Raw genomic sequence first — 25,221 nt, 5'->3', positions numbered from 1 at the left:
GCTAGAATTTCACCGTCGCCGAGAGCGAGAAGCGCCGCGCGTCGCCCATAGCCACGGCCAGATTGCTAACGGCCGAAGGATAGTAGACGGTGTCGAACAGGTTCTTGACGTTGAACTGGTAGACCACCGGGAACGTCTGGACCTTGGTCTCGTAGGTCGCAAAGACATCCGCGACGGTGTAGGCCGGCAGCACGAAGCTGTTCGTGGCATCGCCGGGCCGGCCGCCGACATAGCGCGCGCCGCCGCCGAGACGCAGCTGGCCGGGCAGGGTGGTGCCGAAATCGTAGACCAGATAGAGCGAGGCGGTGTTGAGCGCGACGTTCTGCAGCGCCTTGCCGGCGAGTGTCGGATCCTCGGTTACGCGTGCATCGGTATAGCCATAGCTGCCGATCATGCTCCAATTGTCGGTCAGCCGGCCGGTGACGTCGAGCTCGACGCCGCGCGAGCGAACCTTGCCCGCGGTGCGGTACTCGACGATGGCAGTCGCGGGGTTGAGCTGCGAGACCAGCACGTTCTTCTTGTCGATGTCGTAGAGCGCAAGCGTGCCGGAGATCCGCTTGTTGAAGTCGAACTTGACGCCGGTCTCCCACTGGGTGCCCTCTTCGGGGGCGATGTTGGAGCCGATCACGACGCCGCCGGTGAGCGGCGCGATGGTCGAGGTCGGTTTCAGCGACTGGGTGTAGCTCGCATAGAGCGAGACCTCGTCGGTGAGCTTGAGGATCGCGCCGCCGAGCGGCAGCGCCTTGTCCTGCGAGACGTTGGTGTTGGTGATGAAGGGCCGCCCCCTGCCCGCGAGCTGGTCGTATTCCATGTAGCGCACACCGCCGACCAGCGCGAAGCGATCGGTCAGATGCAGCGTGTCCTGGAAGAACAGCGACCACTGGCCGAGCTTGTCGGTCTGGGCGCTGTCGGTGGCGGACACCGTAGTACCCGGCGTGATCAGACCATAGGCCGGACTATAGAAGTTGAAGGTCGGCGTCGCCTGCCGGATCAGATTGTCGCGGTAGATCGTGCGGTACTGGCCGTCGCCGCCGAACAGGACTTCGTTGCGGAAACCGCCGAGCCAGACATTGCCCTGCAGATAGGAGGTGCCGTAGCTCGCATTGCTGAACGAACCCTGCGTGCCGTCATTGCTGCGGGTTTCGACGCCGGTCTTGCTGTTGATGCCGGTGATGCGGAGCTGGTTGGCGCTGAACGTCTCGGTGTTGTAGCTGTAGGCCGCGAACAGTTTCCAGTCCTGGTTCAACCGGTGCTCGACCGAGGCCTGCATCAGGTCGGAGGTGCCCCACAAATTGTTGAAGGGCTCGTCGAGCCGGCGCGTCGCCGGGATCGCCAGCGGCGCCTTGGTCACGGAATCGAACGCGGTGCCGCGGTCGAACGGCGTGATGAACTCGCGGTGCTCGTAGTTGAGCTGCACGGTGGTGTTGTCGCCGTACCAGGCCAGCGACGGCGCCACCAGCATTTCGCGATGACGCCCGAAATTGCGCCAATAGTCCTCGCTCACGCCATAGCCGATGAAGCGGTAGGCGAGGCCGCCATTGCCAATCGGGCCGGTGATGTCGATGGTGCCGTCGGCGCCGCTCTTGTTGTTGGCGAAGGTCGAGCCGAGCAAGGTCACCGATCCGTGCTGGTAGAGCTCGGGGCGCTTGCTGATCGTGTTGACGATGCCGCCGGGATCCATGATGCCGTAGAGCAGCGACGCCGGGCCTTTCAGCACTTCGACGCTTTCCACCGCAGCATCGAGGCTGCGGCCCTGCACCAGCGGCATGCCGTTGCGCATGATCGAGCCGTCGCGGTTGTCGCCGAAGCCGCGGCGCATCACCGCATCCTGGGTGCCGGCCAGCGTGTTGGCCTGGGTGACGCCGCTGACATTGGCGAGCGCGTCGTCGAGATTGCGGGGCAGCTGATCCTTCAGCACCTGCTCCGGCACGACGTTGACCGTCTGCGAGGTGTCGAGCGGCGAGGCGCCGCTGCGCAAGGTGGTCGAACTCGGCATCGCGCGATAATGCAGCTTGGCCTCGTTCAGCATGGCGGCGGCAGCTGCCGCGCGCTCCGATGGTGTCGGTGACGCCGGCTGGGTATTCCGGATGCGCTGCCGTGCCGCGGCGGCTGCCTGCGTTCGCTGCGCCGACCGCGCCGAACTGGCTGCAGGCTTGCGCTTCTGCGTCGGTTGGTCGACCGTGACCGGCGGCAAGGGAACACTCGATTGGGCGCTTGCCGGCATCACCGCCGAGGAGACATCGGCGAGCAGGAATGCTGCGCCGATCAGCAGATGGGTCCGGCCCTTGTCGGCGGCATTTCGACGGTCGCCGACATTCCGGCCATCAGCATTCACAGGCACTCTTGCACTTCCGATTCACGCAAACCTATTCACGCCGCGCCTCTAGCAGTCGGCGCGCGCGAAAAGAACCGGAGCAGACTTGAATCCCTCTAACCGGATTGGATTTGAATCGTTCTAAGACGCAATGGGCTCGCGCGTGTGCGCGAGCCCCGCATCTCATGACTTGATTTCAAATTAGCGCGTCAAATGGTCGCGCGATCCTAGTGTCCCGAATCCGAAGTTCGTATCATTCGCCGTACCTTCGGTGCGAACTTCGGATTCGATAAGGACACTAGCAAACTTATGATTCTAGTGTGCGTTATGAACGCGAAATTCGTGAAAGCGACTGCCGCGAAATCGCACGAACTTCGCATTCAGCACACTAGCCTGAAGTGAGCGGTCGTTGTCCTGTCACGCCTCAAGCGTAGGATGACTCATGTGGCGCTCTGCGCCTCACGACATCGCCAGGCTGACGGGCGCAGAGCCGACCATTCCTGTGCTGACCCCGTCGCGTGCCATCGATTCGATTGCGGTCCAGTTCTCGCGGAAGATTCGCGCCGCCTCGTTGGCACTTTCCGCCTGGATCGTCAGACTGCACGCGCGTCTCGCGCCGTTGCTGGCAAGCTGGAAGTAGAGAACATAGCCAGACGATTCCGCGCTCCGTGCGCCCGACGGTGCCTGCTGCATGTAGGTTTTCCCCAATCGTGTTTTTGTTGCGCCACCCGCAGGCAGGATTGGACCGAGATGCGGCACAGTCGTGGTTCAAAACGCGCAATCTGCACGATTATGCATTTTGTCTGGCGGTGTTGCCGGGATTCAACAGGTCATGGAACCGGTAACGGCGGGTGGCTGCAAGTCAGCCGCGATCCCGATGCGCGCTCAACTGTCGCGAAGAGGCTTACGCATCGCCATCCGGATGCACCATCAGGGTTTCCTGGATCGAGGTCGCGAGCATCGACCCATCGCGGTCATGGACGCGGGCGATCGACAGCCCGCGGCCGCCATCGGCGCAGGGGCTCTCGGTTTCGACATGCATCCAGGCGTCGGGCGAGAATGCACGATGAAACCAGATGCAATGGTTGAGGCTCGATAGATAGAGCGGCGCGCGCGCCTGCAGGTCGCGGAGATGGCCGCCGACGCTGGAGAAGTTGAGCCACCAATCCGAGAGATAGGCGAACACCGCGGCCTGGGCGCGGGAACCGGCGGCGAGTGGCTGCCTGCACCTGATCCAGAAGCGCAGTCGCGGCCCTGCCGTCGCGGCCGAGAGCTGACGTTCGATCTCGGGGATACGGAAATCCATGCTCGGCTTGATCTGCGGCGAATAAGGACCGAGCGGCCGCAACTGCGCCATCAGCCCGTCGGGGATCATGCTTAGATCGGGCAGGCTTTCGGGATCCTCCGATGGTGCGAACGGCGCTGCGTGCTGCGGACCCGGCTGGGCTGCGCAGAACGTAGCCTGCGCGCTCAGCACGATGCGGCCGTCACCCTGGCTGCCGACGACATGGCGGGAGGAGAACCGCTTGCCATCCTGCAGCACTTGGGCGTCAAACGTGATGCGCCGGGTGGGATCGGCGCCGCGCAGGAACAACAGTTGCAGCATCGCCGCCGGCCGATCTTCGGGCGCGCTGAGCGTTGCGGCCATCATGGCCTGGCCAAGGATCTGGCCGCCATAGGAACGACCGTTGAGGTTGCCGTCGCCGAAGCGGCTGCGATAGCGCAGCGGCGCGATGGTCTCGAGTGAGACCAGCGCCTCGGCTACCTTGTCGTCCCACGGATCGCATGCGGTATCGCTGCCCTCCGCGACGCGCTTGCCTTGCCCGTCCATCACATCGCCGGGAATTTCTGCGGTCCCGGATAGAGCGGATAGCCGGCGGCAACGCCATATTCGCTGATGCCGAAGCCGGTCTCGTTGCCGCTCTCGAGCCGGACGACATGGTCCGACAGCGTGCGTGCGATGGCGCGTGTCGCCGCGTCGTCAAGGTTCCAGATGTCGTGCGTGGCATGGTTCTCGCCGCGGTCATCGCCATGGGTCCAGCCTTGCAGCCCGCCATACATGCCGGCCTTGAGATAAAACCGGATCGGCAACCCGTGCATTCTGACATGGCGCGGTTCGCCGCGCTCGAAGACGAAGGTGAAATCGGCCACCGCGATGGTCTGGCCGAGCGGATCGTCGGCCCATTCGATCTTGTGCTCGACCGAGGTCACCTCGCGATGCGAAACCGATCCGTCGGCTTCGCGGCGGAACTCGGTGCCCGAGAGGTAGTGCGGCTTGCCGGGCGTGCGCTCCTTGATGAAGACCGACAGCGCCGACTGCGGAAACTGGAACATCGACCAGGTCCAGAAGAAATTGCGATGGGTCGCGACCGGCGGCCTGGTCTCGTCGGTGCGCATCTCCGAGCGCAGGCCCCAGGAGCGGTCGCGCTGTCCCCACCATAATTCCGGTTCGATATCGTAGCGCTTGCCGTCGGCGACGATCCAGCCGCGCCAGCGGCCGAATTGCGAGACGCGCGCGAGGTCCTCCTCGACGACCCCGTTGCGCTCGCGAAAATTCTGCTTCTCCTGCGCCGCCGGAAAGCTCGCCTTGAACTCGAGCTGAAAGCTTATTCCGGACGGATTGTCGGCGAGTGACAGCCGGTGCAGGCCCGTGCCCTCGACGATCTCGATCCTGAGCCCGCCGACCTCCGTCTCCAGCGGGCGCATCCCGAGCCGGCGCGAGGCACGGAAATTGTGCTGGCGGCGGCCGATGGTGATGCCGGCAAATCCATCCATCACGTTGCGGTTCGGGTAGTAGCCGAGCCCGATGTCGATCAGTAGCTCGCGGCCATCGATCGGATGCGCGGTGTACCAATAACGCTCGGTAAACCTGATATCGCCGCCGCCTGCCTTGGCAAACGGCTGCGGCGTCTGGTGGCCGATGAGATCGTCCTGGGCTGTCAGCATTGTTCTTGTCCTTATGTTCGAGCCGGTTCGGTCAGGCGGATGGGTGGCGCGGGATCAGTCCTTGGCCGGGCCCGCGCCCACGATGTCGCCGAACAGCACCCAGGTCTTGCCGTCGAAGCGGGCGAAGCGGCGTTCGGTGATCGCCGCGTAATCCTGCGGCGTGGTCTGGATCGTGATGCCCGGAAGCAGCATCGGCAGCTCAATGCCGCTGAGGTTGGTGGCCTGCTTCAGCACGTTCTCCCGCGTGAGATTGTCGCCGCAACGCTGCAGGATGATCGCGCCGAGCTGGGCCGTGGTGTAGCCGGTGACGGCGATCACGTCGTTCGGGTCCATCCCCGGCATGTATTTCGCGGCGAAGGCGAGATAGTCGGCCATGCCCTTGTCATTGGCCCAGGCCGGATCATTCGGCGTCTTGTAGGAGGTCGTGGTCAGGATGCCGGTCGAGGCCTCGATCCCCGCCGGCACCAGCACGCCCGCGATCGAATTCGCGGTCGAGCCGAGGAAGATCAGCGGCTTCCAGCCGAGCTCGTGGATCTTGCGGATCGCCATCGAGGCGAATTTGTTCTGCGCGGCGATCAGAATAGTGTCGGCGCCGGACGCCTTCAAATTCACGATCTGCGAGTCGATCGTGGGCTCGGTCGACTGATACATTGCCTCCTTGACGATCATCGTGTCGGCTTTCGCGCCCAGCCCTTCCTTCAGGCCAAGGACAAAATCCTTGCCGATGTCGTCGGCCTGCAGCAGCACGCCGATCTTGGCATCCGGCTTCTCGCGCAGCACGTAGCGGGCGATGATCCGGGACTCGTTGACGTAGGTCGGCGAGTAGGGCGTCGTCCAGGGGAACTGCTTGGGATCGTTCCAGCGGGTGCCGCCGCTCTGCACCAGGAGCTGCGGGACGCCGTTGCTGTTGAGGTATTTCTGGATCGCGGCATTGGTCGGCGTGCCGAACGGCGCCATGATCGCGAGCACCTTGTCGTTCTCGACCAGCGCGCGCGTCACCTCGACGGTCTTTGGCGGGCTATAGGCGTCGTCGCGGGTCACGAAGTTGATGTGGCGGCCGTTGATGCCGCCTTTCTCGTTCAGCATCGTGAAATAGGCGAGCATGGTCTTCGGGAAGCTCGCATAGATCGACGCCGGTCCGCTGTAGGGCGCATTGGCGCCGAGCAGGATCTCGGTGTCGCTGACCCCGGGGCCATAGGCCTTCTGGGCGTTCGCTGTTCCGAGCGCGCCGGTGAGCGCGAGCGCCCACACTGCAAGCGTGACGATTGGCTTCCGCATCTTCCCCTCCCATGACGCCCTCTTTTGCGGGGCTCGTTGATCCCTGCGGCGGTGCCTTCAAGGGCTTTACCGGTCGCGTTGGCTGTGTAATAATAGACCGTCTGTCCGGATTATCAACTGAAATCTCCGGGCGGCGTATCGGCTTCACGCGTGACGGAAACATCCGCAGGCGTACGCGGCCGCATGGCGGTGAGGAGGAAACATGAAGCTGACGCAGGCGCTCATCTCGGCAGTGCAGTTGCGCAAGGATGCGCCCGGCACCATCCATGCGGGACGGTCGCGAAGCTGGAAAGAGATCGGCCATCGCGTCGCCTGCGCCGCGGGCGGGCTGCGGCGGCTCGGCGTCGAGGCCGGCGATCGCGTTGCGATCCTTGCGCACAACAGCGACCTCTATATCGAGGCGCTCTATGCCATCGCCTGGGCCGGCGCGGTGGCGGTGCCGCTCAACACCCGCTGGGCGGTCGCCGAGAACGCCTATGCGATCGACGATTCCACGCCAAAATTGTTGCTGGTCGACAAGGCCTTCGCCGAGATCGCATCAGGCCTGTGCGGCGCGAAATCACTCACCGCGATGGTCTATCTGGACGAGGGACAGGTCCCCGACCGCATGCAGGGCTATGACGAGCTCGTCGCGCATGCGCCGATCGAGGATGCATCCGGCGCCTATAATGATCTCGCAGGCATCTTCTACACCGGCGGCACCACCGGTTTCCCCAAGGGCGTAATGCTGTCGCATGCCAACATCATCTATGAATCGCTGGTCTGGATCTATGCGCTCCGGTTCCGCGAGGACACGCGGTATCTGCACTCGGCCGGCATGTTTCATCTCGCCGGTACATCGCCAATGATCGCGCTGACGTTAGTCGGCGGCACCCACGTCACGATCCCGAAATTCGAGCCCGAGCTCGCGATGCGGACCATCGCCGAGCACAAAGTGGATTACTGCCTGTTCGTGCCGACCATGCTGAACATGATGCTCAATCATCCGTCCTTCGGCACCTATGATCTGAGCAGCGTGAGGGATTGCGAGTATGGCGCCTCGCCGATGCCGGATGCGCTGCTGGTCAAGCTGATGCGCGTGCTGCCGAGCTGGCGTTTTCACCAGGGCTACGGCATGACGGAGAGCGCAGCGCTGGCGACCATCCTGCCCTGGGAATACCACGCGCTGGAGGGACCGCTGGCGGCAAAGCGCAAATCAGCCGGCCGTGCGGCGCCCGGTGTCGAAATCCGCATCGTCGATGCGGCTGGCGCGGAAGTGCCGCGCGGTACGGTCGGCGAGATCGCGATCCGCGGCGCCGGCGTGATGCTCGGATACTGGCGCAAGCCCGAAGAGAGCGCGCGGGTGCTGCGCAACGGCTGGCTGCACACCGGGGACGGCGCCTGGATGGACGAGGACGGTTTCGTCTACATCGTCGACCGTCTGAAGGACATGATCGTCTCCGGCGGCGAGAATGTCTATTCCGGCGAGGTGGAGAATGCGATCTTCCAGCACGAGCAGGTCAAGGAATGCGCCGTCATCGCGGTGCCCGATCCGCAATGGGGCGAAGCGGTGCACGCGATCGTCGTGCCGAAGGACGGCGCGCGGCTCGATTCCGACATGGTGATCGCGCATTGCCGTACCCTGATCGCGGGCTACAAATGTCCACGCTCGGTCGACATCCGCCTCGAGCCGCTGCCGCTGACCGGCTCCGGCAAGATCATGAAGTCGGCGCTGCGCGAGGAGAAGTGGCAGGGCTATACGAGGTCGGTCAATTGATGCAGGACGCCGCGAAACGATCCGATGATAGGTCGGATGCCACGCCGGAGCCTGTTCGTCCGGCCGCGGTGAACGACGATGCGGTGCAGGCGGCGCTCGCGCAGCATCTGTCGCGGATATCGGGGAGCCGAACGGAGATCACGAGCTTCGGCCGTAAATCGTCGGGCTTCTCGTGGATCACCTATGCTTTCGTGGCGCGCTCGGCGGCTGAAGGGGATCGCAAGCTGATCCTGCGCGTCGGTCCGCCGAACGGGCTGTTTGCGCCTTACTCGGTGCTGCCGCAGGTCCATGCGCTGCAGTCGCTGGCCGGCAGCGGCGTGCCGGTTCCGGCGCTGGTGTCATCAGAACAGGATGGCGCCGAGATCGGCTTCCCTTTCTTTATCTGCGAGCACGTCGAGGGCGACGTTCCCGCACCATGGGCGGCGAGCGAGATCGATCCGGACCACAAGCGTGCGATCGCCCGGCAGTTCGTCGAGATCCTCGCGTCGCTGCACCGGACCGACCCGGACAGAACGCCATTCGCATCGCTACAACAGGGTGAGCAACGCGCCGAAGTCCGCGCGATCGCCGGCTGGCGCGCCTCGCTGGCGCGTCCGACCGCGCGCTACTATCCGCTGCTTGATTGGGGCGGACGCTGGCTCGAAGACAACTGCCCGCAGCCGCCATGCCGCACCATCGTGCATGGCGACTACCGGATCGGGAACTTCATCGAGCACAGCGGGCGGATCGTTGCCATCCTTGATTGGGAGCTCACTCACCTGGGCGATCCCCATGAGGATCTGGCCTGGGCGATGATGCCGACCTTCAATGCCAGGAGCCGCAAGCTCTATGGCGTGCTTGAGCGGGCGGAGGTGATCGATCTCTATCAGCGCGCCTCCGGCATTGCGGTCTCGGACAAGAGCCTCGCCTTCTATGAGGCCTATGCGCTGTATCAGGCGGCGGCGATCCAGATGTGCGCGGTGCGCGCCTTCGAGGTCGATCGCTTCAACGACATGCGCCTTGCGGTGATGGCAAGCCAGATGCCCTCGATCGTGCGGGCCTTCGAGCGCGCATTGGAGGCCGCAGCATGAGTGCATCCTTCGAGCGCCTGATCGACGGCATCATCGATGCCCTGCAAAGCCATGTCGTGCCGAACAGCAACGACGATTTCGTCCGCGGCCAGGTGTTCTCCGCGATCTACGCGCTGAACGGGCTGAAGCTCGCGGCCGACTGGAAGGCCGGGCCGCTGCTGGAACAGGTGCGTCTACAGGACGATACCTTTGCCACGGTCAAGCGATTGGCCGGCGGCATGGCGCATCCGGAGATTCCGGCGACGCCCCGCATCTCGGGTGATATGTCCGAACCTGCCGCAATCGAGGCATTGCGCGACGATGGCGATCGGCGGCTCGGACAGCTTCTGCTCTGGGCCAGCAGCGCGGACGCGCGTGCGGCCAATCGTGATGCCGCGAACGAGATCGAGCGCCTGCTGCGGCGGGCGATCTGCGACCAGCTCAAGATCGAGCTGGCAACGACGCCGAAATCGATGCTGCAGCAAATCGCAGGTGGCGAGCGCGACGGTGGCGCGGCACAGGGCTGAGACGGTTGCGTCGCCAACCACCGGTGATTGCATCCTTGCGTGCTGTTCCGCGGATCAGCGTTGGGCTTCGTAAAGAAGCTTGCTCGCTTGCCGCCCACGTGTTATTCATTGACCGAACGGTCGTTCGGATTATTATTGGCGACCGGTAAGAGCATCCGCGGCAAGCGGCCGGCGAGGGAGACGGAGCGATGAACATGATGACCGGCGTCTCGCCATGGGAGCGGCTGATCCGGCCCGACCGGGTGCACGGATCGCTGTACACCGATCCTGAGATATTCGAGGCCGAGCTCAAAAACATCTGGTACCGCACCTGGGTCTATGTCGGGCACGAGAGCGAGGTGCCGAACGCTAACGACTACGTCGTCAAGTCGATCGGCCCGCAATCCGTGATCATGACGCGCGACGAGCAGGGCAAGGTCAACCTGCTGCTCAACCGCTGCTCGCATCGCGGCAATCAGGTCTGTTCCTTTGAGCGCGGCAATGCGCGCTCGTTCACCTGTCCGTTCCACTCCTGGACTTTCGCCAATGACGGCCGGCTGGTCGGCTATGCCTTCCCTGACGGTTACGAGGGACAGGACAAGTCGCAGCTCGCGCTCGGGCGGGTAACACGCGTCGAGTCCTATCGCGGCTTCGTGTTCGGCTCGTTCGCGGCAGATGGCCCGACCCTGAAGGAACATCTCGGCGGCGCCGCCGAGACCATCGATCGGCTGGTGCGCACTTCGCCGGAAGGCGAGGTCGAGATCACCGCGGGTTTCCTCAAGCATCGCGTCAAGGCGAACTGGAAGTTCATCCTGGAGAACGAGTGCGACGGCTATCACCCGGCCTTCGTGCACACCTCGATCTTCGGCGTTGCCGACAGCATGATCGGCAAGCTCTATGGCGGCGCCTCGACCGCGCTGACCCGCGATTACGGCAACGGCCATACCGAGATCGACCTGCGGCCCGAGTTCCGCAAGCGCGATGTGCCGATGAGCTGGTTCGGCACCAGCGAGGAGCGGCTGCCCGACTATACCGCGCGCATGAAGACCGCCTATGGCGACACCGCGGCGCGCGAGATCATGATCGACGGCACGCCGCATGTGATGATCTTCCCGAACCTGTTCATTGCCGAGATCCAGATGTTCGTGATCCAGCCGCTCGGCGTCGACGACAGCGTGCAGCACGTCACCGCGCTGCAATTCAAGGGCGCGCCCGATCTGAACCGGAGGCTGCGCCAGCAGACCATGGGTTCGGTCGGCCCGGCTGGCTTCCTGCTGGCGGATGATTCCGAGATGTATGAGCGCTGCCACCGCGGCGTGCTGGCGCGCAATCCGGAATGGATATTCCTCGGCCGCGGCGAGAAGCGCCAGCGGCAGGATGAGCTCGGCTTCACGGTCGGCCACGTCACCGACGAGGTGCCGTCGCGCGGCATCTGGACCCACTATCGCAAGCTGATGGAGCCTAACTGATGCTGTCGCGCGAGAGCAGCGCCACGTTGATGAGCGCCATCACCGCCTTCCTCTATCGCGAGGCGCGGTTGCAGGACGAGCATCAATACGAGGCCTGGGAAAAGCTCTGGACCGACGACGGCGTCTATTGGGTGCCGGCGAACGGCGCCGACATCGATCCGGAGCGGCAGATGTCGATCATCTACGACAACCGCTCGCGGATCGCGCTGCGCGTCCGCCAGCTGATGACCGGCAAGCATTTCACCCAGACGCCGCAGTCGAACCTGCGCCGGCTGATCTCCAACATCGAACTGATGGACGAGCAGCCGGACAATGGCGATATCGCGGTCGCCAGCAACAGCCTGATCTTCGAGTCGAGCCTGCGCGACGACACGCTGTGGGCGGCGCGCAATGAATACCGGTTGCGTCATGTCGATGGCGAATTGCGGATGGCCAGCAAGAAGGTCATCCTCGTCAACAACGACAAGGCGATCTACACGCTCTCGTTCCTGGTCTAAAGCGCGATGACTTCATCACGCTTTAGAATATTGTTTGCGCATGATCTGTTCGGAAAACCGCTTCACACTTTTCCGGATCATGCTTTAGGGAAGGTTTCGCCATGATCGACAAGGGCCCCGTCCTGCTCGACATCACCGACGGCATCGCGCGGCTGCGGCTCAACCGGCCCGATGCGGCGAACGGCATGAGCGCCGAACTCTTGAGCGCGCTGTGCGACGCCATCATGGTCTGCCACGGCCATCCGGATCTGCGCGTCGTGTTGCTGAGCGGCGAGGGCACAAACTTTTGCGCCGGCGGCGATGTCCGCGCCTTTGCCTCCAAGGGCGAGAAGCTGCCGGACTATATCCGGCAGGCCACCGCGTACCTGCAGAATGCGGTGACCGGATTGCTGCGGCTGGAGGCGCCTGTGATCGCCTCGGTGCAGGGCTTTGCGGCGGGCGGCGGCGGCTTCGGCCTGGTCTGCGCCTCCGATATCGTGATCGCGGCGGAATCAGCAAAGTTTCTGGCCGGCGCGACGCGGGTGGCGATGGCGCCGGATGCCGGCGTCTCCGTGACATTGTCGCGGCTGGTCGGTCTGCGACGGGCGATGTCGATCCTGCTGACCAATCCGGTGATCCCGGCAGCCGAAGCCCTGCAGATGGGCATCGTCACCAAGGTCGTGCCCGATGCCGAGCTCGCCGATGCATCGCTCGCGCTGGCGCGCGAGCTCGCGGATGGCGCGCCGAAGGCGCTGGCGGCGACCAAGCGGCTGGTCTGGGCCGGCACCGGCACCAGCATCGAGCAGTGCCTGTCGGAAGAGGCGCGCACTGTCGCCGAGCTCTCGGGCATGGCCGATGCCCGCGAAGGGCTCGCCGCCGTGATCGAGCGGCGCAAGCCTGTCTTCAAGGGGCGCTGAGACGTGGCCGGCACCTTGCCATTCGGGCGTCTCGATGGCCGCCGCGCCTTCGTCTCCGGCGGCGCGCGCGGCATTGGTGCCGCGATCGTCCGCAGCTTTGCCGGAGCAGGCGCCAGGGTCGTGATCGCCGATCTCGACGTTGCTGCAGCCTCCGAACTGGCGCGCCAGACCGGCGCCGGCGTCGCCGGGCTCGACGTCAGCGATGCCACCGCCGTGCAGGCGGTGATGGCGCAGGACGGCCCGTTCGACATTGTCGTCAACAATGCCGGCGTCGATCAGCACGCTTTCTTCACCGACACGTCCGCGGACGATTGGGCCCGCCTGATCGCGGTCAATCTCACCTCGGTGCTGGCATGTACCCACGCCGCGTTGCCGGCGATGCAGGCGGCGCGCTTCGGCCGGATCATCAATGTCACCTCGGAGGCGGCGCGGCTCGGCTCCAAGGGCGGGGCGGTCTATTCCGCGGCCAAGGGCGGCGTGATCTCCTTCACCAGGAGCATCGCGCGGGAGAACGCGCGCTTTCGCATCACCGCGAACGCGATCGCGCCGGGACCGATCCGCACGCCGATGCTGGAACAGGCCGTGGCAAAGGGCGGCGACAAGATCCTGCAGGCGATGACCGGCGCGACGCTGCTCGGCCGGCTCGGCGAGCCGGAGGAAGTTGCGGCCGCCGCGCTGTTCCTGGCCTCCGACCCGGCCGCCTACATCACCGGCGAGACGCTCGGCGTGTCCGGCGGCATGGGCATCGGGGGCTGATGGGTACCACAGGCGACGATATCGCCACCACGCCGGTCGATCGCGCGATCGAGCGGCTGCGTACGATCTATCGCGGCTGGGGCCGCGATACGACTGTAGCGCAGATGCGCAGCGATTGGGATGCGGCCTTTGCCGACGGTTCAGTGCCGGTGACGTGTGAGCCGGTCTCGGCTGGCGGCGTCGACGGCGAATGGCTCGTGCCGTCAGGCGCGCCGCGCGACAAGGCGGTCCTCTATTTTCACGGCGGCGGCTTCCGCATCGGCTCGGTCGCCTCGCATCGCGACCTGGCCGCGCGGATCGCGGATGCATCTGGCTGCCGTATGCTTTCGATCAATTACCGGCTCGCGCCGGAGCATCGGTTTCCCGCCGCGCTCGATGATGCGCTTATCGCCTATCGGCATCTGCGCGATCTGGGACTGCGTCCGGCCGATATCGCCTTCGCCGGGGACTCGGCCGGCGGCAATCTCGTGCTCGCTGCGATGCTGGCTGCGAGAGACCGCGGCCTGCCGCTCCCCGCCGCCGGCGCGCTGATATCGCCATGGACCGATCTCACCGCGAGCGGTGCGAGCTATGAGAGCAGGGCCGAGGCCGATCCGATTCACCAGCGCGCGATGATACTGGCGCTCGCGAAGACCTATCTCGGCAAGGACGGCGATCCCCGCAATCCGCTGGCCTCGCCGCTTTATGCCGATCTCGCCGGCCTGCCGCCGCTGCTGGTGCAGGTCGGCGACCGCGAAACCGTGCGCGATGACTCAACGGAGCTGGTCGCAAAGGCGAAAGCCGCCGGCGGCGACGTCGAACTCCAGGTCTGGGATGGCATGATCCACGTGTTCCAGATGTTCCCCGAGATTCCGCAGGCGCGAGAGGCGATCGCATCGCTCGCAGTTTTTCTGCGCAACCATCTTCACATCGGCCATGAGAGGGCGCCACAATGAACGTCATGACCTCGGATCCGCGCCAGCTCTCTGAGACCCAATTCCATTTCCCGGAGCAGCCCAATCTGCCCGAGGAGCTGCGCATGCTGCGTGAGCAGGTGCGCCGCTTCGTCGAGAAGGAAGTGGTGCCGCATGCCGAGGCGTGGGAGCACGACGGCAAGATACCGCGCGAGATCTATCGCCGCATGGGCGCGCTCGGCTTCCTCGGCATGCGCCATGCGGCCGAATATGGCGGCACCGACATGGGGCCGCTGGCCTCGATGGTGTTCGCCGAGGAACTCGGCCGCTCGAGCTTCGGCGGCTTCACCTCGTCGATCCTGGTTCATACCGACATGTCGGCGGTGCACATCAGCCTGCGCGGCACGCCGGAGCAGAAGCAGAAATACCTGCCCGCGATCATCCGCGGCGAGACGGTCTGTTCGATCGCGGTGACCGAGCCCGATGCCGGCTCCGACGTCGCGGGCCTTAAGACGCGGGCGCGGCGCGACGGCGATAGCTGGGTGATCAACGGCGCGAAGATGTTCATTACCAACGCGGTCTATGGCGACATCCTGATCGTCGCCGCGCGGACCGATCCGCACGCCAAGGGCAGCCGCGGCATCTCGCTGTTCATCGTCGAGCGCAACACGCCGGGCATCACGGCAACCAAGCTCGACAAGCACGGCTGGCTCTGCTCGGACACTGCCGAGATTTCGTTCCAGGACGTGCGTGTCCCGGCGGAAAACCTGCTCGGCGAGGAGAACAAGGGTTTCTATGGCATCATGGAGACCTTCCAGAACGAGCGCATCTGCATCGGCGGCATCTGCGCCGGCGAATCCGCCAAGGCGATCGAGCTGACGACGAACTATGTGAAGACGCGGCAGGCGTTCGGTGGCCCGCTCTGGAACCAGCAGGGCGTGCGGCTGAAGCTTGCCCAGCTCGCGGCGAAGGCGGCCGCGGCACGGGCGCTGGCCTATCAGGCCGCCGAACTCGCGGCGGCCGGACAGGAGTGTTTGCGCGAAGTGTCGATGGTTAAGGCGCTGTCGCCGGAGGTTCTGCACGAGGTTGTGCATGGCTGCCTGCAGCTGCATGGCGGCTCAGGCTTCATGCGCGGCACCCCGATCGAGCGCATGGCGCGCGACGCGCGCGTCCTGACCATCGGCGGCGGCGCCACCGAGGTGATGCTGGAAGAAGTCGCCAAGCGGATGTGAGGGGATCAGTGGCGACCCACCCACGTCACGGAACCAGGCTGCACGTCACGTCGGCTGCGATGCTCGATATTCGGCTGCGATGGTTTCGTCGCGATGACGTCCGCTTGCAAGGTCAAAAAGCGGCGTAAGAGCGACTGTCAGGACGAGGTTGACGACCACCGCGTACAACGCGGAATAGCCGGGGAAAGTGAAGCTGCCCACCGCAAGGGTATAGGTCGGCGTGAGATTTGCGGCGACGAACATTGCGGTCCCGGCGACGATCCCTACGGCCCAGCCGAAGAGCAGCGCCCAATCGTTAAACCAGCGTGTATAGACGCCGAGCATGACCGAAGGCAGGGTCTGGATGATCCAGATGCCGCCGAGGAGCTGCAGGTAGATTGCATATTTCGAGGGGATGAAGACGATAAAGACCAACGCGCCGAACTTTACGATCAGGGATACCCATTTCGCCATCTGGGCTTCCTGTCGGTCTGTCGGTTCGCTGTTGATGAACTCGCGGTGAATGTTGCGGGTATAAAGGTTCGCTGCGGCGATTGACATGATCGCGGCGGGTACAAGCGCTCCGATCCCGATGGCCGCAAAGGCGATCCCCACGAACCATGACGGGAAGCTTTGGAGGAACAGCGCCGGCACAGCGAAGTTGTTGCCGAATTGCTTGAAGCCGTCAGCGTACTCGGGACGTCCGCTGACGCCCGCGGCGATGGCGAAGAAGCCGACCAGGGCAAGCAAACCGAGCATGAACGAATAGCTCGGCAACAGCGCTGCGTTCCGACGAACGGCGCCCCCGCTGCTGGCGGCGAGGATGCCGGTGATGGAATGTGGATAGAGGAAGAGCGCAAGGGCCGATCCTAGCGCCAGCGTGGCATAGGCGCCATACGCACCGGTCGTGTTGTCGCCGGGAACAGCCAGCAGCAATTTCGAAGCGGGTACCGCCGCGAAGATCTTTTCAAATCCACCGAGCTGTATCGGAACGACGACAACCACGGCAAATGCTGTCACGTAGATAAGGATGTCCTTGACGATCGCGATCGAGGCCGGTGCCCGGAGCCCGCTCGAATAGGTGAAAGCTGCGAGAATGATGAATGCGATGACAAGGGGAAGGTCGCCGGCATAGCCCTCACCTGAAATGCCCAGGCCTCCGATCACGACCTGCAGCCCGACGAGCTGCAGCGCGATATACGGCAATGTCGCGATGATGCCGGTGATCGCCACCGCCAATGCCAGCCAGCGGTTGCCGAAACGGCCACGGACGAAGTCGGCGGCGGTGATGTAATTGTGCCTGTGGCAAACGTACCAAAGGCGCGGAAAAGCCAGGAACAGAATGGGATAGACAACAATCGTGTAGGGGACCGCGAAAAACGCAACCGCCCCGGCCCCGAAAGCCAGCGCCGGAACGGCAATGAACGTGTAAGCCGTATAGAGGTCGCCACCCACCAGGAACCAGGTGACGAGGGTGCCGAAGCGACGTCCGCCAAGCCCCCATTCGTGCAGCAGATCGAGGTCGCCCCTGCGCCACCGCGCGGCTGCAAAGCCCAGCCAGGTTATGAAGGCAAACAGCACCAGGAAAATGATGAAGGCAGTCCAGTCGACGTTCTGCACGACATTCCTCCCGAATCGCCCTCCTTGGTTATCTTCTCCTTTTGCGCGGCGGTGCCTGCAGCACCTAGTCGTCGGTCGCAAAATAGACGATTGCGGTCAGGATAGCCCCAAGGATGATCCAGAGAAGCTGGTACCAATAGAAGAAGGGCATGCCGATCCACGAAGGTTCAACCTTGTTGAAGAATGGCGGCCAGAGAACGGCGACAAATTGAACAAGAAAGAGCAGGTACCACGAGCTCCATCCTGCGTGTGTGCGGTCTTGTGGGGTCATGTGCTCACCCAACAGGGTTGCCTATTGCCAACTTCCGCAAGCCTGCGGAAGAACGATCCTCGCCCCTGAAGCGCGATGGCGGCTGACGCTGGATGATCGGTCGCTGCGTCATTTGGGCAGTCGCGTTCGGCCGGCGCCGTTCTCCTCAACGTCCCTGCCATCGCTCGTTGGAGCGACGGAGACGATCCCTCGGCGCGGCCGCCGTCGCGAGATGATAAACCCTCGTTCAGCGTCCACAAAGCCAACGCTATTCTACAACAACCCGCCCCGGAAGCACTTGCGCTTAAAGTCGTAGATCCTTCCAATTCATCAATACAGGCTTAGCCGGAAGGCTTGCCCTGGCCGACGGTTCTCGCTGTCACGCCGGGCTTGAGGCGCCAGTCCGGGCCGAAGTCCCGCAGCGGATGGAAGAACAGCGGTTCGGTCGTCTCGATCTGCCGGAGCCGGTCGGCATAGTCGTCAAGATAGTGGAGGCGGGTGGCTTCATCGACGAAGTTGACCGACCATGAGACGAACGGCGGCAACACCTTGCAGCCCGCATAGGCCAGCGCGCCGTTCTGCAGCGGCCATAGGATGACATCGAGCGCTCCGACCAGTCCGTCGGAAGCGCACATGTCGGGATACGCCGCCGTCGAGGTCACGACCATCGCGCGGCGGCCGGCGAGGCCGCCGGTGTCGTAACGCCGGCCGGCGCCATAGACCGCGCCGTTGACGAACACGCGGTCGATCCAGCCCTTCATGATGGCGGGAACGGAGAACCACCACAGCGGAAACTGCAGGATCAGGAGGTCGCACCACAGCAGCTTCTCGATCTCGGCGGCGATGTCGCCGCTGAGCGACTCCTGTTGCAGATTGTATTTCTGCTCTCGATCATATTGCAGCCGGTCGGGAAACCGCCGCTCGCCAAAGTCTTCGGCGGTCGCGACCGGGTTGAAGCGCATGGCGTAGAGATCGGAGATCCTGACCGTATGCCCGAGCGCGGTCAGCTCCGCCACCGACCGCGCCAGCAGCGCAGCGTTGAACGACTGCGCCTCCTGATGGGCAAAGACGATCAGGACCTTCATCGCTCTAGTTCACCGGCTTGAAGCTGAGCGTCGCCGTATCAGCCTGCATGATCTGCAGCTTCTGGTTGGAGAAACGGACGCCGGGGCCGAAGCTGATCGGAGCCATCACGCCGGTCTCGACATTCCTGGTCTTCTCCAGCTCGGAGATGGTGCAGGCCCAGGTCGGTTGCTTGCCGCAGCGCTCGATCGCTGCGATCAGGACCTTGGCGGCGGCATAGCCGGTCATGGTGTAGCGGTTGATGCCCTTGAACTCGGCCTCCGACACCAGCGGCTTGGCCTTTTCGAGGAATGCCTTGCCGGCGGCGCCGGCGAACGGTTCGACATAGTCGACCGCATAGATGCCGTCACCGGCCGGGCCCATCAGCTTCAGCACCGGTTCGATGCGGCCGGGCCAGAAGATACCGGTCACCGGCTTGATGCCGAGCTTCTCGATCTCCTTCATCATCGCGATGTTCTCGCCGATGATGCCGCCGGCCAGGAACACCTCGGCGCCGGAATCCTTCAGCTGCAGCATGTCGGACGAGAAGTCCTGCTGGCCCTTCTTGTAGTTGCCGCTGTAGACGACGTTCAGCTTTTTGGCCTTGACGACGGAGTCGAAGCCGTCGCGCACCGTGATGCCGTAGTCGTCGTCCTGGGTGATCAGGCCCCATTTCTTGCCGGGGTTCTTGTCGGCCAGGAAATTGACGAGGTGGATGATGCCTTCCTCGTAGGATTGCCCGACCACGAACACGTTCTTGCGCGGCGGCTCCCAGAGGAATTTCACCGGCGCGACGTCGATCACGGTCGGGATGCCGGATTTCTCCAGCACCGGCATGACAGCGATCGATTGGCCCGAGCCGGAGATCCCGATCATCGCGAACACTTTGTCGACGTCAATGACCTTTTTGACGCCCTGAATGGTCCGCGCGGTGACGTAGCCGTCGTCCTCCAGCACATACTTGATCTTGCGGCCGTTGATGCCGCCGGCGGCGTTGGCTTCCGCGATCGCGATCTTGTGGCCGATCGAAGCCGCGACGCCGAGCAGCGCCGGCGGGCCGGTCAAGGGCTCGACGTCGCCGATCAGGATTTCGGTGTCGGTGATACCGGGATCGGCGGCGGCAGCGGGGCCGATGGCAAGACAGGCCGTGGTGAGTAGCAGCGAGGCCGCCGCCAGATGTTTGATCATTGTCTCCCTCCACATGTGTAGTTCGTTCTTGGTTAGTAGCGCAGCGGCCAGTGCACCCAGGCCCGCTTGATGTCGTGCCAGGCGCCGACCAGCCCCCTCGGCTGGAAGCGCAGGAACAGGATGATGACAAGGCCGTAGAGCATGCTCTTCAGCTCCTGCGCGCCGGTCGTGAAGGTCGCGTCCATCTGTGCGCTGAACAGGCTGAAGACGAGCCTTGTCGCCTCCGGGAGCAGCACGATCAGGACCGTGCCGAGCACGGCGCCGAGCGCCGAGCCGAGCCCACCGACGATCAGGATCGCCAGCGCCTCGATCGAGAGCAGGAACGGAAAGCCCTCGACGCTGACGAAGGAGAGATAGATGCCGTAGAGCGCGCCGGCGATCCCGGTGATGAAGGCCGAGGTGACGAAGGCGAACAGCTTGTAGGCGTGCAGATTGATCCCCATGACGCGCGCCGCGGTGTCGTTGTCCCTGATTGCGACGAAGGCACGGCCGACCCGGCTGCGGCGGATGTTGAGGGTGGCGAACAGCGTCAAGGCCGCGAAGGCGAGGCAAAGATAGGTGAAGGCCGCATCGCTGTCGAAGCTGACGCCGAATATGTCCGGCCGCTGTACCTGGATGCCGCGCGCGCCGTTGGTGAGCCAGCGCATCTCCAGGATCACGGTGTTGATGATGAAGGAGAAGGCAAGCGTGGTGATCGCGAGATAGAGCCCCTTGAGCCGCAGCGACGGCGCTCCGACGATCAGGCTCGCCAGTGCCGGCACCACCCCGGCGCCGAGGAAGCCGACCAGCGGCGGCATGTGGTACTTCGAGACCAGCACCGCATAGGCATAGGCGCCGGTGACGAGGAAGCCGACATGACCGAGCGAGATCAGGCCGGTGTAGCCGGTCAGGATGTTGAGCCCGAGCGCGCCGGTCACCGTGATCAGGATGATCATCAGGAACGACAACGCGTACGAATTGAGCAGATAAGGCGCTGCGATCAGCGCCAGCAGCAGCACGGCTGACCAGAGCCACACCGGCGGGGAATCGATCAGCGCGACCAGCTCGCCATAGGTTTGCTTGTAATCACCGGTGCGCATCACACCCTCTCGATGTCGCGTTCGCCGAAAATGCCGAACGGGCGGACCATCAGCACCACGATGATCATGGCAAAGCCCGCCACCTCCTTCATGCCGGAGCCGAGATAGCCGCCGGCGAGGTTTTCGGTGATGCCGATCAGGAGGCCGCCGAGACCGGAGCCGAGCACGGCGTCGAGCCCGCCCAGGATCGTGGCCGGAAACGCCTTCAGCCCGAGCTGGAACATCGCCGGTGACAGGTCGTAGGACAGCGCGAAGAACACGCCGCCGATGCCGGCAATCACGGAAGAAGCGGCCCAGGCCAGCGCGTGGACTTTTGTTGCGCTGATGCCCATCAAGAGCGCGGTGCGATCGTCGGCCGCGACCGCGCGCATCGCGACGCCGACCTTGCTGTAGCGGAAGAACGCCCAGATCGCAGCAAGTAGCGCCAGCAGCGTGACGATGACGGCGATTTGCCCGGTGCGCACGCCGATGCCGCCGAGATGCACGATGCCGCGGCCCATGCCGATATCGAGCCCGTGCGGATAGGCGTCCCAAATGAAGTTGATGGCGGAGCGCAGGATCACCGCGAGCCCGATCGTGACCATCACGGTCGCGAACACCGGCTCGCCCAGCATCGGCCGCATCACCAGGCGCTCGATGACGAGGCCGAGCACGACCGCCGCCAAGATGGCGCCGATTGCGACGACGAACACATTGCCGCTGACCGTGGTCGAGATGGTCCAGGCGATATAGGCCGTGATCATGGTCATCTCGCCCTGCGCGAAATTGACCAGCCCGGTGGATTTGTAGATCACCGCAAAGCCCATCGCGATCAGGCCGTAGATCGCGCCGATCGCGAGCCCCGAGATCAGCAACTGAATGAGATACTGCATTCAGCCCTCCGCCTGGTAGATGATGGCGAGCTCGCGCGCGAACTTCTTCTCGATCATGGCGCGGCGCACCTTCTGCGTGGCGGTGAGCTCGCCATCGTCGTGGTCGAGCTCCTTCTCGAGGATCGCGAAGCGCCTGATGTTCTCGACCCGGGCGAAGCGCTTGTTGGTCTCGTTGACGATCCGCTCGACCAGCTCGTGCACTTCCGGCAGCTGCGACAGCGACTTGTAATTGGTGTAGGCCAGCGCCCGGTCGCGCGCCCAACGGCCGACATTGTCGTAGTCGACCTGCAGGATGGCGCCGAGATACTTCCTGGCCTCGCCGACTACGATCGCTTCCTTGATGAACTCGGAGTCCTTCAGCGCGTTCTCGATCTCCGATGGCGCGATGTTCTTGCCGCCGGCGGTGATGATGATCGCCTTCTTGCGGTCGACCACGGCGATCTCGCCATTGTCTGTTATCTCGATGATGTCGCCGGTGCGCAGCCAGCCGCCTTGTTCGAGCGAAGCGGTGGAGGCCTTCTCGTCGAGGAAGTAGCCCTTGAATACGCCGGGGTTGCGCAGCAGGATCTCGCCGTCGCTGTCGAGTTTCCATTCGGTCTGCGGCAACGGCACGCCGCAGCCGCCGATCCGGTGATGGCTTGCGGTCTGGATGAAGGCGACGCCGCCGCTTTCGGTGAGGCCGTAACCCTGCGACACCGGACGGCCGATGATGTCGAAGAAGCGCAGTGTCTCCGGCGAGATCGAGGCGCCGGCGCACAGCCGGTGCCGGCTGTAAGCGAAGCCGAGATGGCGCTGCAGATTGCGGAACATCAGGATGTAAAGCAGCCCGTAGGCGGCATGATCGAGCCAGCCGTCCTTGCCGGCCTGCCGGCGATCCGACAGCGTGCGGCCCCAGGCGAGGCAGGCCTTGGTAAAGGTCTGCCGCAGCCGGCCGCTCTCGCCGAGCCTGAACAGAAAGCCCTGTTGCAGTTTTTCGTAGATGCGGGGCACACCGACAAAGAACGTCGGCGCGATCTCGCGGATGTTGATCGCGACCGTGTCGATCGATTCGGCAAAGGAGACGGTGCCGCCGAGCACGAGATGCGTCACCATCCCGTAGCAGCGCTCGGCGACGTGGCAGAGCGGCAGATAGCTCACCGCCTCGAACGCCTTGTCGGCGATCCCTACGGTTTCGGCGTAGGCATAGGCGGCGTAGACGAGATTGCGATGGGTCAGCATCGCGCCTTTGGGCGGGCCCGTCGTGCCCGAGGTGTAGACGAGGATGCAGACATCGTCGGGCGCGCCCTGGCTGATCAGGCGGTCGAGGCTGGCGTCGGCCTCCGGGTTCGCCTCGGCGTAGGCCTTGCCGCGTTCGCACAGTGCCGCGAACGACATCAGCTCCGATTGCCGGTAGTGCCGCAGCCCCTTCATGTCGATGCAGACGATGGCCTCCAGGTTCGGCAGGCCGCCATTGTTGGCCATCGCGTCGAGCACCTTGTCGGTCTGCTCCTGGTCGCCGGTGACGACGATGCGGGCGCCGGAATGCTTGACGATATACTGCAACTCGACCCAGGGATTGGTCGGATAGATGCCGACCGCGACCGCGCCGATCATCTGGACGCCGAGATCGGCGTAGAACCATTCCGGCGTGTTCTCGCCGGCGATGGCGACCCGGTCGCCCGGCTTGATGCCGAGCGAGAGCAGGCCGAATGCCACCGCACGCGCGGTCTCGTAATAGTGCCGCCAGGAATAGGGATTCCAGATGCCGTAGTCCTTCTCCCGCAGCGCCAGTGCATCGCCATGCATGGCGGCGCGCTGCCGCAGCAATTGCGGGATGGTGATCGCGGCATCCGCAAGCGCCGCCTGCAGGACGTCGGCGCCAGCGGCAGGCGCGCTGCGCGCGGCGCTGGCTTGCAGCGGCGGATGAGCGGTGCGCAGGCTGTCCATCGTCAACATCAGGCGCCCGCCTTCATCGCTTCGGCGCGCTGGCCGCCCAGATAGGCCTCCGCAACCGCCGGATCGCGCCTGATCTCGTCGGGCGTGCCTTCGGCGATCTTGCGGCCGAAATTCAGCACATGGATGCGGTCGGAGATGTCCATCACGATGCGCATCTCGTGCTCGATCATCACGACGGTGATGCCGAGTTCGTCGCGGATGTCGAGCACGAAGCGCGCGATATCTTCGGTCTCCTCCTGGTTCATGCCGGAAACCATCTCGTCGAGCAGCAATAGCTTTGGTTCGCAGGCAAGCGCCCGGGCGAGCTCGACGCGCTTCTGCTGGCCGTAGGACAGTGTGCCGACGACAGCGTCCCGGATATGCTCGATCTCGAGGAACTCGATGATGTGCTCGACCTGCTGCCGGGCCGCGATCTCTTCCTTGCGGGTGCGGCCGAAGAACACCACGGCATCGAGCACGGTCGAGCGCAGATGGGTGTGGCGGCCGGTCAGGATGTTCTCGACCACGGTGCCGTGCTTGAACAGCGCCAGATTCTGGAAGGTGCGGCCGATCCCGACAGCTGCGAACTTCCATGGCGAGATGGTCGAAAGATCGATCCCGTCGAAGGTGATCCGGCCGCCGCTCGGCCGCAGCACGCCCGAGATCATGTTGAACAAGGTAGTCTTGCCGGCGCCGTTCGGGCCGATCACGCTGCAGATCTCGCCAGGCGCGACCTGCAGGCTGACATCGGCGACCGCCTGCAGGCCGCCGAAGCGCTTGGACAGGTTCTCGATCGCAAGCAGCGCGGTCACGACAGCCACCGCTTGCGGCGCTTGTAATGCTTGACGTCGCGCAGGCTCTTGCGGCCGGTGGATGAGACGCCGAGATAGAACTCCTGGACATCCTCGTTGGCGGTGAGCTTTTTTGCCGTGCCGTCGAGCACGACGCGGCCGGTCTCCAGGATGTAGCCGTAGTCGGCGATATCGAGCGCGCGCTGCGCGTTCTGTTCGACCAGTAGCACGGTCATCTTCAGCTCGTCGCGCAGGCGGACGATCACCTCATAGATGCAGTCGATGATCAAGGGAGCGAGGCCGAGCGACGGCTCGTCGAGCGCCAGCAGCACCGGATCGGTCATCAGCGCCCGGCCGATCGCGAGCATCTGCTGCTCGCCGCCGGACATGTAGCCGGCGATCTGGTCGCGCCGCTCATAGAGCCGCGGAAACAGCGCGAAGACCTTGTCGCGGCGCTGGCGCGCCTCGGCGCCGCTCCTGGTGTAGCCGCCCATCTGCAGGTTTTCGTCGATGGTCAGCGCCGCGAACACGCGGCGGCCCTCCGGCACCTGCACGATGCCGCGTCGCACCAGCTCGTCCGGCGCAAGATGATGCACCTCGTCATTGCGGAAGCGGATGCTGCCGTTCTCGATCACGCCTTCCTCGGTATAGAGGATGCCGGACATCGCCTTGAGCAGTGTCGACTTGCCGGCGCCGTTGGAGCCGAGCAGGGCGACGATGTTGCCCTCGGGCACCGCGATCGAGACATCGCGGATCGCCTCGATCGCATTGTCGTAGACGATCCGGATGTTGCGGAATTCGAGCAGGCACTCCCGCGCCGGCGTGGCCTGGGGCGCTGCCTGCGGCGTCGGATGTGGGAGGGTCGTCGGCATCT

At 64.3% G+C, this 25,221-nt stretch carries 23 protein-coding genes; 9 read left to right on the top strand and 14 right to left on the bottom strand.

What is annotated here, in order from left to right:
- Position 1: 1 nt before the first annotated feature.
- From ACE10Z_RS33430 to ACE10Z_RS33410, 5 genes are all read right to left on the bottom strand, one after another.
- Entirely contained in the window at positions 2-2,224 is a 2,223-nt protein-coding gene (locus tag ACE10Z_RS33430; protein WP_375789977.1) for a TonB-dependent siderophore receptor, read from the bottom strand.
- Between the two features lie 549 nt (positions 2,225-2,773).
- Entirely contained in the window at positions 2,774-3,007 is a 234-nt protein-coding gene (locus tag ACE10Z_RS33425; protein ID WP_375784598.1) for a hypothetical protein, read from the bottom strand.
- A 211-nt stretch (positions 3,008-3,218) separates the two neighbouring features.
- Entirely contained in the window at positions 3,219-4,145 is a 927-nt protein-coding gene (locus ACE10Z_RS33420; RefSeq protein WP_375784597.1) for an acyl-CoA thioesterase, read from the bottom strand.
- On the bottom strand, positions 4,145-5,260 hold the full coding sequence (locus tag ACE10Z_RS33415) for a hypothetical protein (protein ID WP_375784596.1): 1,116 nt from the start codon (positions 5,258-5,260) through the stop codon (positions 4,145-4,147). The genes ACE10Z_RS33420 and ACE10Z_RS33415 overlap by 1 nt, the downstream gene beginning before the upstream one ends.
- A gap of 54 nt (positions 5,261-5,314) precedes the next feature.
- The gene (locus ACE10Z_RS33410) at positions 5,315-6,538 is read right to left on the bottom strand and encodes an ABC transporter substrate-binding protein (protein ID WP_375784595.1); all 1,224 of its coding nucleotides are present in this window, start codon (positions 6,536-6,538) and stop codon (positions 5,315-5,317) included.
- A gap of 202 nt (positions 6,539-6,740) precedes the next feature.
- On the opposite strand from ACE10Z_RS33410, the gene ACE10Z_RS33405 reads away from it, so the two are divergent.
- From ACE10Z_RS33405 to ACE10Z_RS33365, 9 genes are all read left to right on the top strand, one after another.
- Positions 6,741-8,294, top strand: a complete 1,554-nt coding sequence (locus ACE10Z_RS33405; protein ID WP_375784594.1) for a long-chain fatty acid--CoA ligase — start codon at positions 6,741-6,743, stop codon at positions 8,292-8,294.
- Positions 8,264-9,364 carry a phosphotransferase family protein gene (locus ACE10Z_RS33400; protein ID WP_375784593.1) on the top strand — a complete coding sequence of 367 codons (1,101 nt, stop codon included), beginning with the start codon at positions 8,264-8,266 and terminating at the stop codon, positions 9,362-9,364. The genes ACE10Z_RS33405 and ACE10Z_RS33400 overlap by 31 nt, the downstream gene beginning before the upstream one ends.
- Positions 9,361-9,870, top strand: coding sequence for a hypothetical protein (locus ACE10Z_RS33395; protein WP_375784592.1), 510 nt, complete (start codon positions 9,361-9,363; stop codon positions 9,868-9,870). The genes ACE10Z_RS33400 and ACE10Z_RS33395 overlap by 4 nt, the downstream gene beginning before the upstream one ends.
- A 188-nt stretch (positions 9,871-10,058) precedes the next feature.
- The gene (locus ACE10Z_RS33390; protein WP_375784591.1) at positions 10,059-11,318 is read left to right on the top strand and encodes a Rieske 2Fe-2S domain-containing protein; all 1,260 of its coding nucleotides are present in this window, start codon (positions 10,059-10,061) and stop codon (positions 11,316-11,318) included.
- Positions 11,318-11,815 carry an aromatic-ring-hydroxylating dioxygenase subunit beta gene (locus ACE10Z_RS33385; RefSeq protein ID WP_050425761.1) on the top strand — a complete coding sequence of 166 codons (498 nt, stop codon included), beginning with the start codon at positions 11,318-11,320 and terminating at the stop codon, positions 11,813-11,815. The genes ACE10Z_RS33390 and ACE10Z_RS33385 overlap by 1 nt, the downstream gene beginning before the upstream one ends.
- A 101-nt stretch (positions 11,816-11,916) precedes the next feature.
- Positions 11,917-12,711 (top strand): enoyl-CoA hydratase/isomerase family protein, encoded by a 795-nt coding sequence (locus ACE10Z_RS33380; RefSeq protein WP_375784590.1) that lies wholly within the window; start codon positions 11,917-11,919, stop codon positions 12,709-12,711.
- Between the two features lie 3 nt (positions 12,712-12,714).
- A complete protein-coding gene (locus ACE10Z_RS33375) occupies positions 12,715-13,467 on the top strand; it encodes an SDR family NAD(P)-dependent oxidoreductase (protein ID WP_375784589.1) in 753 nt (250 codons plus the stop codon).
- Positions 13,467-14,402 (top strand): alpha/beta hydrolase, encoded by a 936-nt coding sequence (locus ACE10Z_RS33370; protein ID WP_375784588.1) that lies wholly within the window; start codon positions 13,467-13,469, stop codon positions 14,400-14,402. The genes ACE10Z_RS33375 and ACE10Z_RS33370 overlap by 1 nt, the downstream gene beginning before the upstream one ends.
- Positions 14,399-15,592, top strand: coding sequence for an acyl-CoA dehydrogenase family protein (locus ACE10Z_RS33365; protein ID WP_375784587.1), 1,194 nt, complete (start codon positions 14,399-14,401; stop codon positions 15,590-15,592). The genes ACE10Z_RS33370 and ACE10Z_RS33365 overlap by 4 nt, the downstream gene beginning before the upstream one ends.
- 45 nt (positions 15,593-15,637) lie before the next feature.
- Here the strand turns inward: ACE10Z_RS33365 and mctP are convergent, their stop codons facing one another.
- From mctP to ACE10Z_RS33320, 9 genes are all read right to left on the bottom strand, one after another.
- Entirely contained in the window at positions 15,638-17,191 is a 1,554-nt protein-coding gene (gene mctP, locus ACE10Z_RS33360) for a monocarboxylate uptake permease MctP (protein WP_375784586.1), read from the bottom strand.
- Positions 17,192-17,255: 64 nt separating this feature from the next.
- Positions 17,256-17,462 (bottom strand): DUF3311 domain-containing protein, encoded by a 207-nt coding sequence (locus ACE10Z_RS33355; protein WP_298365437.1) that lies wholly within the window; start codon positions 17,460-17,462, stop codon positions 17,256-17,258.
- Positions 17,463-17,782: 320 nt separating this feature from the next.
- Positions 17,783-18,526: an NAD(P)H-dependent oxidoreductase gene (locus ACE10Z_RS33350; protein ID WP_375784585.1), complete on the bottom strand. Its 744-nt coding sequence runs from the start codon at positions 18,524-18,526 to the stop codon at positions 17,783-17,785.
- 4 nt (positions 18,527-18,530) lie between these two features.
- Positions 18,531-19,691, bottom strand: a complete 1,161-nt coding sequence (locus ACE10Z_RS33345) for an ABC transporter substrate-binding protein (protein ID WP_375784584.1) — start codon at positions 19,689-19,691, stop codon at positions 18,531-18,533.
- 32 nt (positions 19,692-19,723) lie between these two features.
- Complete coding sequence (locus ACE10Z_RS33340) at positions 19,724-20,770, bottom strand: branched-chain amino acid ABC transporter permease (RefSeq protein ID WP_375784583.1); 1,047 nt, start codon at positions 20,768-20,770, stop codon at positions 19,724-19,726.
- Entirely contained in the window at positions 20,770-21,642 is an 873-nt protein-coding gene (locus ACE10Z_RS33335; protein ID WP_375784582.1) for a branched-chain amino acid ABC transporter permease, read from the bottom strand. The genes ACE10Z_RS33340 and ACE10Z_RS33335 overlap by 1 nt, the downstream gene beginning before the upstream one ends.
- Positions 21,643-23,577 carry an AMP-dependent synthetase/ligase gene (locus ACE10Z_RS33330; RefSeq protein ID WP_375784581.1) on the bottom strand — a complete coding sequence of 645 codons (1,935 nt, stop codon included), beginning with the start codon at positions 23,575-23,577 and terminating at the stop codon, positions 21,643-21,645.
- Positions 23,577-24,368, bottom strand: coding sequence for an ABC transporter ATP-binding protein (locus ACE10Z_RS33325; RefSeq protein WP_375784580.1), 792 nt, complete (start codon positions 24,366-24,368; stop codon positions 23,577-23,579). Before ACE10Z_RS33325 ends, ACE10Z_RS33330 begins: the two co-directional genes overlap by 1 nt.
- Entirely contained in the window at positions 24,365-25,219 is an 855-nt protein-coding gene (locus ACE10Z_RS33320) for an ABC transporter ATP-binding protein (protein ID WP_375784579.1), read from the bottom strand. Before ACE10Z_RS33320 ends, ACE10Z_RS33325 begins: the two co-directional genes overlap by 4 nt.
- Between the last annotated feature and the right edge of the window lie 2 nt (positions 25,220-25,221).

The sequence above is a fragment of the Bradyrhizobium sp. Pha-3 genome, assembly GCF_042258615.1.
Taxonomy (GTDB): domain Bacteria; phylum Pseudomonadota; class Alphaproteobacteria; order Rhizobiales; family Xanthobacteraceae; genus Bradyrhizobium.
The sequence above is the reverse complement of the archived record's forward strand: the minus strand, read 5'-3'. Positions and strand labels throughout refer to the sequence as shown.

Bases quoted from the DNA above. Each gene is read 5' to 3' on its own strand.
- ACE10Z_RS33430 (WP_375789977.1), bottom strand. From the start codon at position 2,224: ATGCCGGCAAGCGCCCAATCGAGTGTTCCCTTGCCGCCGGTCACGGTC.
- ACE10Z_RS33425 (WP_375784598.1), bottom strand. From the start codon at position 3,007: ATGCAGCAGGCACCGTCGGGCGCACGGAGCGCGGAATCGTCTGGCTAT.
- ACE10Z_RS33420 (WP_375784597.1), bottom strand. From the start codon at position 4,145: ATGGACGGGCAAGGCAAGCGCGTCGCGGAGGGCAGCGATACCGCATGC.
- ACE10Z_RS33415 (WP_375784596.1), bottom strand. From the start codon at position 5,260: ATGCTGACAGCCCAGGACGATCTCATCGGCCACCAGACGCCGCAGCCG.
- ACE10Z_RS33410 (WP_375784595.1), bottom strand. From the start codon at position 6,538: ATGCGGAAGCCAATCGTCACGCTTGCAGTGTGGGCGCTCGCGCTCACC.
- ACE10Z_RS33405 (WP_375784594.1), top strand. From the start codon at position 6,741: ATGAAGCTGACGCAGGCGCTCATCTCGGCAGTGCAGTTGCGCAAGGAT.
- ACE10Z_RS33395 (WP_375784592.1), top strand. From the start codon at position 9,361: ATGAGTGCATCCTTCGAGCGCCTGATCGACGGCATCATCGATGCCCTG.
- ACE10Z_RS33390 (WP_375784591.1), top strand. From the start codon at position 10,059: ATGAACATGATGACCGGCGTCTCGCCATGGGAGCGGCTGATCCGGCCC.
- ACE10Z_RS33385 (WP_050425761.1), top strand. From the start codon at position 11,318: ATGCTGTCGCGCGAGAGCAGCGCCACGTTGATGAGCGCCATCACCGCC.
- ACE10Z_RS33380 (WP_375784590.1), top strand. From the start codon at position 11,917: ATGATCGACAAGGGCCCCGTCCTGCTCGACATCACCGACGGCATCGCG.
- ACE10Z_RS33370 (WP_375784588.1), top strand. From the start codon at position 13,467: ATGGGTACCACAGGCGACGATATCGCCACCACGCCGGTCGATCGCGCG.
- ACE10Z_RS33365 (WP_375784587.1), top strand. From the start codon at position 14,399: ATGAACGTCATGACCTCGGATCCGCGCCAGCTCTCTGAGACCCAATTC.
- ACE10Z_RS33355 (WP_298365437.1), bottom strand. From the start codon at position 17,462: ATGACCCCACAAGACCGCACACACGCAGGATGGAGCTCGTGGTACCTG.
- ACE10Z_RS33350 (WP_375784585.1), bottom strand. From the start codon at position 18,526: ATGAAGGTCCTGATCGTCTTTGCCCATCAGGAGGCGCAGTCGTTCAAC.
- ACE10Z_RS33345 (WP_375784584.1), bottom strand. From the start codon at position 19,691: ATGATCAAACATCTGGCGGCGGCCTCGCTGCTACTCACCACGGCCTGT.
- ACE10Z_RS33340 (WP_375784583.1), bottom strand. From the start codon at position 20,770: ATGCGCACCGGTGATTACAAGCAAACCTATGGCGAGCTGGTCGCGCTG.
- ACE10Z_RS33335 (WP_375784582.1), bottom strand. From the start codon at position 21,642: ATGCAGTATCTCATTCAGTTGCTGATCTCGGGGCTCGCGATCGGCGCG.
- ACE10Z_RS33330 (WP_375784581.1), bottom strand. From the start codon at position 23,577: ATGTTGACGATGGACAGCCTGCGCACCGCTCATCCGCCGCTGCAAGCC.
- ACE10Z_RS33320 (WP_375784579.1), bottom strand. From the start codon at position 25,219: ATGCCGACGACCCTCCCACATCCGACGCCGCAGGCAGCGCCCCAGGCC.